Here is a 9,210-nt window from a genome sequence, read left to right as displayed (position 1 = left end):
CGAGGCGGGGGTGGGTCCCGAGCGCGCGGTGGGTGTGGCGATGGATCGGTGTGTAGAGCTGGTGGTGGCGTGGTGGGCCGTGGTCAAGGCCGGCGGGGTGTATGTGCCGGTGGATCGGGCTCATCCCGTCGAGCGGATCGCCGCGGTGCTGGACGCGGTGGACGCGGTGTGTGTGTTGACCTGTGGCGCCGACACCGTGGCCGGCGCCGGGGCGCGCCCGGTGCTGCGCGTCGATGATCTGGATGTGTCGGATCGGGGCGCCGATCCGATCACCGACGCCGAGCGGCTGTCGCCGCTGGACGTGGACAACACCGCCTATGTGATCTTCACCTCGGGGTCCACCGGCACCCCCAAGGGGGTGGCGGTCAGCCACGCCGGTCTGTTGGGGGTGGCCGCGGCGCAACGGGCGGTGTTCGGGTTGGGTGCCGAGGCACGGATTTTGATGGTGGCCGCGCCGACGTTTGATCTGTCGATCTTCGAATGGTTGTGGGCGGCGGGGTCGGCGGCCGCGGTGGTGGTGGCCCCCCCGCAGGCCTATGCCGGTGCGGCGCTGACCGCGTTGCTGCACCACCAGCACGTGAGCGCCGCCATTATGACCCCCACGGTGCTGGCGTCGTTGGATCGGGCCCGGCTCGACGGGTTGTCCACGCTGATCGCCGGCGCCGAACCGTGTCCGCCGGAGTTGGTGGCCGCCTGGGCGCCGGGTCGGCGCATGTTCAACGCTTATGGCCCCACCGAGGCCACCATCTGGGCCACCTGCACCACGCCGCTGTCGGCCGGGCAGCCGGTCAGTATCGGCGCTCCGATTCCCGGGGTGTGCGCGCTGGTGCTCGACGCCCGGCTTAACCCGGCCCCGATCGGTATGGTCGGTGAACTGTATCTGGCCGGCCCCGCGCTGGCACACGGCTACCTGAGCCGACCGGGGTTGAGCGCCGAACGGTTCGTGGCCAACCCCTACGGCGAGGCGGGGGCGCGCATGTATCGCACCGGCGACCTGGTGCGCTGGACACCCGAAGCAACACTGGACTGTCTGGGCCGCGCCGACACCCAAATCAAACTCCGCGGACAACGCATCGAGTGTGGTGACCTCCAGGCGGCCCTGACCAGGGTGGATGGGGTGGACCAGGCGGTGGTGATCGCCCGCGAGGACTGTCCCGGTGATAAGCGTCTGGTGGGTTATGTGACCGGGACAGCAGATCCGGTCGGGATACGCGCCCAGCTGGCCAAGCGGCTACCGGCCTCCATGATTCCGGCGGTAGTGGTGGTGTTAGACGCGTTGCCGCTGACGGTCAACGGCAAACTCGACACCCGCGCCCTGCCGGCACCCGGGTACACCGACACTGCTGGCGGGTATCGGGCCCCGGGCACCCCCGTCGAGGAGATCCTGGGCGGTACTTACGCCGATGTGCTGGGGATCGACCGCGTCGGTGTCGACGACTCGTTTTTCGACCTGGGTGGGGATTCACTGTCGGCGATGCGCCTGATCGCAGCCATCAACACCGCACTGGATACCGACCTTGCGGTACGCAGCGTGTTCGAAGCGCCCACGATTTCCCAGTTGGCGGCGCGTATCGGCGATGTGGGTCCGGGAAGGCTCCCGCGGTTGGCGCGGGTGGAGCGGCCCGCAGTGGTGCCGTTGTCGTTCGCCCAGAACCGATTGTGGTTCATCGACCAGTTGCAGGGACCTTCGTCGGTGTACAACATGGCGGCGGCGCTACGGCTAAGTGGCGGGCTTGATGTTGATGCGTTAGGCGCCGCCCTGGTCGATGTGGTAGGCCGTCATGAAAGCCTGCGCACGCTGTTCCCGGCGCCCGAGGGGATCCCCCAGCAGGTGGTTATCCCGGTGGAGCTGGCTGATTTCGGGTGCAACGTCGTTGATGCCACCGACTGGTCGGTAAGCCAGCTGGGTGAGGCCGTTAACGCAGCGGCGGGCTACACGTTTGATTTGGCGACCGAAGTCCCTTTGCGGGCACAGCTTTTCGGTGTCGCTGACGACGAACACGTGCTGGTGATCGTGGTGCACCATATCGCTGCGGATGGCTGGTCATTGCGGCCGCTGACACGTGATCTGGGTGTTGCCTATGCCAGCCGGCGCGCGGGGCGGGCCCCTGGCTGGGCTGATTTGGCGGTGCAGTATGTCGATTACACGCTCTGGCAGCGCGAACGCCTTGGTGAACTGCAGGATCCCCGCAGCCCCATCGCCGCGCAGTTGGGGTATTGGGAGGATGCCCTGGCCGGGATGCCCGAACGTCTTGATCTGCCCACCGATCGGCCCTACCCACCGGTTGCTGATCAGCGCGGCGCCAGTGTGGTCGTGGAGTGGCCGGCGGAGCTACAACAGCAGGTTGCTCGGGTGGCTCGTGAGCATAATGCGACCAGTTTCATGGTGGTTCAGGCTGCCCTTGCGGTGCTGTTGTCGAAGATCAGCGCCAGCCCCGATGTGGCGGTGGGGTTCGCGATGGCTGGTCGTGGTGATCCCGCCCTCGATGACGTGGTGGGCTTTTTGGTCAACACCTTGGTACTGCGTGTCCAGGTCAGCGGTGATCCCAACTTCACTGAACTGTTGGCCCAGGTCCGGGCGCGCAGTTTGGAGGCTTTCGAACACCAACACGTGCCTTTTGAAATGCTCGTGGAGCGGCTCAACCCGTCTCGGTCGTTGACTCATCATCCTCTGATTCAAGTCATGATGAGCTGGCAGAATGTCGCTGGGCACCATGATCCGGCCGCCGGTTTGGTGCTAGAAGACCTGCAGGTCACGGCGATACCGTTGGACATCCACAGCGCTCCTATGGATTTGGCGTTTTCTCTCGGTGAACGTTTCACCGACACCGGTGCGCCCGCCGGAATTTGCGGGGCCGTGGAATTTCGCACCGATGTCTTCGAGACCGCCAGCGTTGAAGCCCTCACCGAGCGGTTAGAGCAGGTGCTGATGACGATGACGAGCGATCCGGGGGGGTCGTTGTCCTCGGTGGATCTGCTCGACGAGCGCGAGCATGCCCGGTTGGATCAGATCGGTAACCGGGCCGTGTTGAGCGCGGGCCCATCGTCTGCGGTGTCGGTTCCGGCGTTGTTCGCTGAGCGGGTGGCCCAGACACCGGATGCGGTGGCGCTGGTATGCGAGGGGTGTTTGTGGAGTTATCGCCAGCTCGATGAGGCGGCTAACCGGTTAGCGCACCTGTTGGCTGGCCATGGTGTGGGTCCTGGGTGTGGGGTGGGATTGCTGTTGGAGCGCTCAGCACAAGCCGTTGCCGCGATCCTGGCGGTGCTGAAAACCGGGGCGGCATACCTGCCGATCGATCCTGCGCATCCACCGGCGCGGATCGGATTCATGCTCGAGGACGCCGCACCGGTGGCTGTGATCACCACCGCCGATCTGGCCGGGCGGCTAGACGGGTTTGACCTGGTGGTCATCGATGTGAACGACCCCGCTCTTGACACCCAACCCGGCACAGCACTACCCGCGCCGTGCCCGGACAACATCGCGTACATCATCTATACCTCGGGCACCACCGGGGTCCCCAAAGGCGTGGCGGTCACCCACCGCAACATCACCGAACTGTTGGCATCCGTTGCTGCCGGCCTCACACCCGCGCCGGGGCAGGTGTGGAGCCAGTGTCATTCGCATGCCTTCGACGTCTCGGTCTGGGAGATTTGGGGCGCGTTACTACATGGTGGGCGGCTGGTGGTGATACCCGACTCGGTGACCCGTTCCCCGACCGATCTTCACGATGTGCTCGTTGCTGAACACGTCAACGTGTTAACCCAAACCCCGTCTGCGCTAGCGATGTTGCCATCGCAGGGGTTGGATTCGGTGGCGTTGGTGATCGGCGGTGAGCCCTGCCCGGCCCAAGTGGTGGACCACTGGGCGCCTGGGCGGGTGCTGATCAACCAGTACGGCCCGACCGAAACCACCGTCTGTGTGGCGGTGAGTACGCCGTTGGTTGCGGGTTCGGGGGCGCCACCGATCGGTTCGCCGGTGTCGGGGGCGGCGTTGTTTGTGCTCGATGAATGGTTGCGGCCGGTGCCGGTTGGCGTGGTCGGTGAGCTGTATGTGGCCGGTGCGCAGGTGGGGTGCGGGTATTGGCGCCGGGCCGGATTGACGGCGTCGCGGTTCGTGGCCTGCCCGTTCGGGGGGGCCGGGGCGCGGATGTATCGCACCGGGGACCTGGTGCGCTGGGGTGTTGATGGCCAGTTGGTGTTTACTGGGCGTGCCGATGAGCAGGTCAAGATCCGCGGGTATCGCATCGAGTGTGGTGACGTCCAGGCGGCCCTGACCAGGGTGGATGGGGTGGACCAGGCGGTGGTGATCGCCCGCGAGGACCGCCCCGGTGATAAATGTCTGGTGGGTTATGTGACCGGGACAGCAGATCCGGTCGGGATACGCGCCCAGCTGGCCAAGCGGCTACCGGCCTCCATGATTCCGGCGGTAGTGGTGGTGTTAGACGCGTTGCCGCTGACGGTCAACGGCAAACTCGACACCCGCGCCCTGCCGGCACCCGGGTACACCGACACTGCTGGCGGGTATCGCGCCCCGGGCACCCCCGTCGAGGAGATCCTGGCCGGTATTTACGCCGATGTGCTGGGGATCGACCGCGTCGGTGTCGACGACTCGTTTTTCGACTTGGGTGGGGATTCACTGTCGGCGATGCGCCTGATCGCGGCCATCAACACCGCACTGGATGCCGACCTTGCGGTACGCAGCGTGTTCGAAGCGCCCACGGTGGCAAGTTTGAGTCAGTGGCTGCGACAAGATTTTATTTCTGTGCAAGAAATAGTTCCGGTTCAGACTCTGAAGCAGGGTACCGGCGTTCCGCTATTCTGCATTCACCCCGGGGGTGGCGTGACCTGGCCATATCAGGTCGTTGGTAATTACTTGGACTGCCCGATCATTGGAATTCAGCAAATCCCGCAGGGCGCCGAAGCTGAACCTAGGTCAATTCGCGATATGGCGGAAAACTATGCCGACAGAATCCAAGGCGTTTGTCCTGCCGGGCCTTACCATCTGCTCGGCTGGTCGTTTGGAGGCGTCGTCGCCCATGAACTCGCCATCGAGCTTCAGCGACGCGGGTGCTCAGTCGCATGCCTTATCCTTCTCGATGCTCAACCCACTATCGACAGCAGCCTCACCCTACCCGATTCTGCGTTAGGCGAGAAGCGCATACTGGAAGACGTCGTGCGATTCTATCGTATAATTATTCCCGAACGGGATGAGTCGCGGACCTACGAACAGATAGAAGAACTGGTTCGCGAACGAGGAGCCGCAGAATTTCCGCGATACAAACAGCTTCTGGATTTGATTGTTCAGAATCTTAATAGTGATATCGCGTTATCGCGATCCCACAAACCCGGTGTTTTCGATGGTGATATAACCATATTTGCTGCTGTGCGGGATGAGAGCGATCGGAATTCGTCTCTCCTGCAAAGTTGGCGACCGTACGTTGCCGGCGACATAAGTGTGTACCCGATCAGCTGCACGCATAACGAAATGCTGACTACCGAATCGCTCAATATGTACGGCGAACAACTCCGGCGCGTCGCGATGGGCCAGGGTGCGAAGTGCGAGTCGTGTACGGCGGCATAGTGAACACGACTCTCGATGATCAGCGTCCGCCCCCCTGCCCCCGCCTCTCGCGCAGACTCTCCGGCCGAATATCGGTGCAGTATTGTTTGATGTAATTCAGACGTGCAGCGCGGTCTGCTTCGTTGTAAATAAACCACCAGTCTTCGTTGCTGTTCGACGATTGTGCCGATGACCGGCGAGGCCGAGCGGACTACCGACTCCGGATGTTTCGTGGGACTGGCGTGGTGGCCTGATCGGGTCAGATTTTGGTTTTCGATCCTGATTATTTTGGTTGCGGGCGTGGTGAGGAGCCCGGGTCAGCGGGTGCTGCCGGGCTCCTGGGCCCGGGTGGTCCTTTCGTGGGGTAGTAGGGGCGGTTGGATGGTAGTCAGCCGGGTCGCAGGCGACCCAACGCGGTGGTCAGCAAGTCGCGCCAGGGTGCATGGGCGGCCAGCCGTAGCTGGGTTCAGCGGGCGTGGCGGGCCAGCCGGCCGGCGATCGTAAACAGGCGCAGCCGTAGGCGTTTGGGTTCCCAGCGCCGCGCCGGATGCTCGCCGAAGGCCAGCATCTGCAAGCCAGGCAATCACCTTCTTCAGATCCGCCGAGATCGGGTCGCTGACAACATCTTTGGCTGGCTTTGTCACCACAGCCCTCCTGACCATGCTCGTCGGTGCTGCCGCCGCCGTCGATGACGTGCAACCAGTCCGGCCGGGGCGTGGATCGAGGTGTGGGGCGGTAGTAGCGGGGATCACGGGCGAACCGGGCCGCCGCCAGCCCGGAGGCGGCACGCGGCGGCGGGACCCGGGTGTTTTCGGTGGCCTGTTCGAGCATGGCGGCGATCTTGGTCATTTAATTTAATAGGGTTCAGTGACCCAGGACTGCGACAGGTGCCGGTAAGCCGTACCTAGCCCCGTTTTCCGCATAGTTTTGGGTCAAGGGTTTTGTTGTTGAACGTTGTTGTGGTGCTGTGTGTTTCGGGCCATGGTAGGGGGATGTCGAGGTGGGCGAGGATGCGTCGTTGCACGGGGGTGAGCCGGTCGAGGACGAGGCCGTTGGTGATGTAGGTGGCGTGTAGGTCGGTGAAGGCGGCCAGCACGGCGCGCGCGGTGGGAATAGCGTCGCGGTGTTCGGGCAGCAGGCCGGGCAGGGCGGTGTCGGGGCCGAGGGCGGCGCGCAGGTCGGCTTCGATGAGCCCGTAGATGAGCAGCGCGATGCCGATGACGGCGATCAGCGCGTGGATGCGGTCGTCGTTGTGCAGGAAGATCGGCCGCACGTGCAGGGTTTGTTTGAGATCGCGGTGGCGTTGTTCGACGATCCACTGGTCTTTGTAGACCTCGAGCACATCGAGCGCGGTCAGGGTGCGCCCGGGTGGGTCGGGCAGGTTTGTGGCCAGGGCATAAAGCCCGTCGTGTGTGGAGGCGCGGGTGATGGCCTGGGGGTTGCGGTGCCAGGCGATGGTGGGTTTGGCCTGGTCGTCGACGCCGGTGGTGACGGTGATCAGCTCGGCGATACGGTGGCCGATGATCTTGGCGACGCGGTCGTCGACTTGTTTTTTGGTTTTGTAGTGGTGGCCTCCGAGGCCGTTGCGGATGCGGCCGAGCGCGTCTTCGGCGCTGGCCAGGGCGCGTTCGCGGGCGTCAGCGACGGAGGCGGCCTCCTCGGAAGACCAGATGTAGGCGATGTGCAGCCGGTGGGTGGCGCCGGTGTCGCGGTCGGCGATGTCGCGTTGGCGCAGCACGCCTTTCCACCCGGTGCGTTCCTGCTCGGGCAGCCGCCGTTCCCGCTTGGAGCAGTGCTCGAGCCGGGTCAGCGCGGCCAACCCGTCGGGCACGTCGGCGGCAAACCAGCCGGCCCAGCCGGTGTCGGCGCGCAGCGGCACCACGAACCGCAATCCTTTTGCGTCGGCAGCGCACAGCCGGCTCAGGTAGCCGAACCCGGAGTCGGCCACACACACCACCCCGGGCGGGGCCCACTGACGGATGTGGTCCAGCGCCTCGGCGAAGCAGGGGGCCTCGTTGGACCCGCCCGGGTGGCCGCGGTAGTAGACCGCGACCCCGGCGCGGGTGGATGCCTGCAGGGTCTTGACTTGGCGGGCGATGGTGCGTTCGGCCGCCCAGCCCTTGGCGACCAGCGCGGAGCCCTCATAGCCGCCGGAAAACCGCACCGCCGTCATGTCCAGCTGCAGCCGCGACAGATCGGCCCCACACCAGCAGGCGGCCGACAGGGCCAGCCCGCCGCGCACCTGCTCGGCAGCCGGGGCCAGCGCCTCCAGCGCCCGGCCCAGCCGGTCATCGTTGAGCAATCCCGCAGGAATACCGAACAATTCGGCCATCGCCGCGCTGGACGCCCAGCCCGCGATGTCATACAGCGGCGCCGGCGCGCACAGCCGGTTGGCCACCAACGCAGCGATCACCTCCCCGTGGGTCAGCATCGCCCGCCCACGCATCGGCACCGCGGCGTCGATGAGCTCGACCAGGCCCAGCCGCTCCAGGTAGTGGGCCACCAACAGCAGCGCCCCGACGTGGCGACGAGTGCCGACCGGCGGCGGATCCAGCCGGGCGAATGACGCCGCCAACTGCTCCAGTTGGCCCGACGCCTTCAGCTCATCCTCGCGGCCCAGGGTGCGCAGCACCCGGTGGCGCACCCGACCAGCATCGTCTCGGTACGCTTCGACCAGCCGCAGATACACGTAGCGTCTGCCGCCCTTGACCACCGCGTGCCGCTTGACGTACATGCCGGTTCCAACCCAGTTCCTTCGAGTTGGCCCTACAGTACCGCGCCCAACAAGGCATCACAAGCATGTAATTCGGCGGGTCTCCGTACTATCGACCCACACGATTTGGCCCTACACGGCAGCGCCAGGCGCCGATTCTTCGGTACAGCCAACCAACGCCCACCAGAATCGAATACTCAACTCCCACAATGGGTTACCACAGCTACCACGCGACGAACCTGCCCCGGAAATCAGGCCCTATGCTTCAATCAGTGCGGAAAACGGGCCCTAGCGCTGGTCCTTATTGTGCTCTGAGCGACGATGCGCCCGACTTCGTGCGCTGGATCGAGGTCAGGCCATCGCCCGGCACTCTTGAGCGCAACGGCGACAAGACGCTGCGCAGGCGCGGCAGTGATCGTTGTCGTACTTGTCGCACTCGGCTGCGCACGCATCACAAATTTCCGCGCACAACTGGCACAACTGGGCCGCCCAGCGCGACCCGCGGGACACCAGCGTCACACACGCTGCGCAAATCGCTGCGCAGTCCAGGCATAACCGGGCGCAGTCGGCCATCTTCGCGTCGTTGACGCAACAGTTGTAGGCGCACGCCTCACACGCCGCCTGACATTCCGCGCACGCATCCAGACAGGCCTGGTTAGCCGTTACAGCCATGACAGAATCTCCTCCACTCATCAAGTCGCCAAGGCGGACTCGCTGATCGCGAGAACTGAGCCCTCTCTTACGCAAACATCAAAGGGCTCGCACCGAAGCGTACTGTCCGTGGCCATGAAAAACTACCCGCTGGTGAGTCCGAGGTGCCTCACATAAAAGTGAGCGCGAAGCGGTGGCTGGTGCCTCACGGATAGTGAGCGCGTGGGGGGCTTGCACTACTTCGTCTCGGCCAATCGGTTGATTGACGGATCTAATGCTTCCAGGT

Annotated in this window: 3 protein-coding genes and 2 pseudogenes; 1 reads left to right on the top strand and 4 read right to left on the bottom strand. The window is 64.7% G+C overall.

Annotation, left to right across the window (positions count from 1 at the left end; translation table 11 throughout):
- On the top strand, positions 1–5,581 hold a 5,581-nt coding region (locus EET03_RS25790; RefSeq protein WP_122508846.1), incomplete at its 5' end, for a non-ribosomal peptide synthetase.
- Positions 5,582–5,600: 19 nt separating this feature from the next.
- Here EET03_RS25790 and EET03_RS32820 read toward each other — a convergent pair.
- The 4 genes and pseudogenes from EET03_RS32820 to EET03_RS25770 form a co-directional block, all read right to left on the bottom strand.
- Positions 5,601–5,705, bottom strand: a pseudogene (locus EET03_RS32820) (MbtH family protein); the annotation flags it as partial.
- 243 nt (positions 5,706–5,948) lie between these two features.
- Positions 5,949–6,134: pseudogene (locus EET03_RS32015) on the bottom strand (transposase); the annotation flags it as partial.
- 330 nt (positions 6,135–6,464) lie between these two features.
- Complete coding sequence (locus EET03_RS25775) at positions 6,465–8,294, bottom strand: IS1634 family transposase (RefSeq protein ID WP_075541736.1); 1,830 nt, start codon at positions 8,292–8,294, stop codon at positions 6,465–6,467.
- 330 nt (positions 8,295–8,624) lie between these two features.
- Positions 8,625–8,945, bottom strand: a complete 321-nt coding sequence (locus EET03_RS25770) for a four-helix bundle copper-binding protein (protein ID WP_081254679.1) — start codon at positions 8,943–8,945, stop codon at positions 8,625–8,627.
- Positions 8,946–9,210 lie beyond the last annotated feature (265 nt).

Origin of the sequence: Mycobacterium innocens (assembly GCF_900566055.1) — a bacterium.
In the GTDB taxonomy this organism is placed as follows: Bacteria; Actinomycetota; Actinomycetes; order Mycobacteriales; family Mycobacteriaceae; genus Mycobacterium; species Mycobacterium innocens.
This window is presented reverse-complemented; position numbering and strand designations above follow the sequence as displayed.

Excerpts from the sequence above, each read along its gene's own strand:
- EET03_RS25775 (WP_075541736.1), bottom strand. The coding sequence starts at position 8,294 with ATGTACGTCAAGCGGCACGCGGTGGTCAAGGGCGGCAGACGCTACGTG.
- EET03_RS25770 (WP_081254679.1), bottom strand. The coding sequence starts at position 8,945 with ATGGCTGTAACGGCTAACCAGGCCTGTCTGGATGCGTGCGCGGAATGT.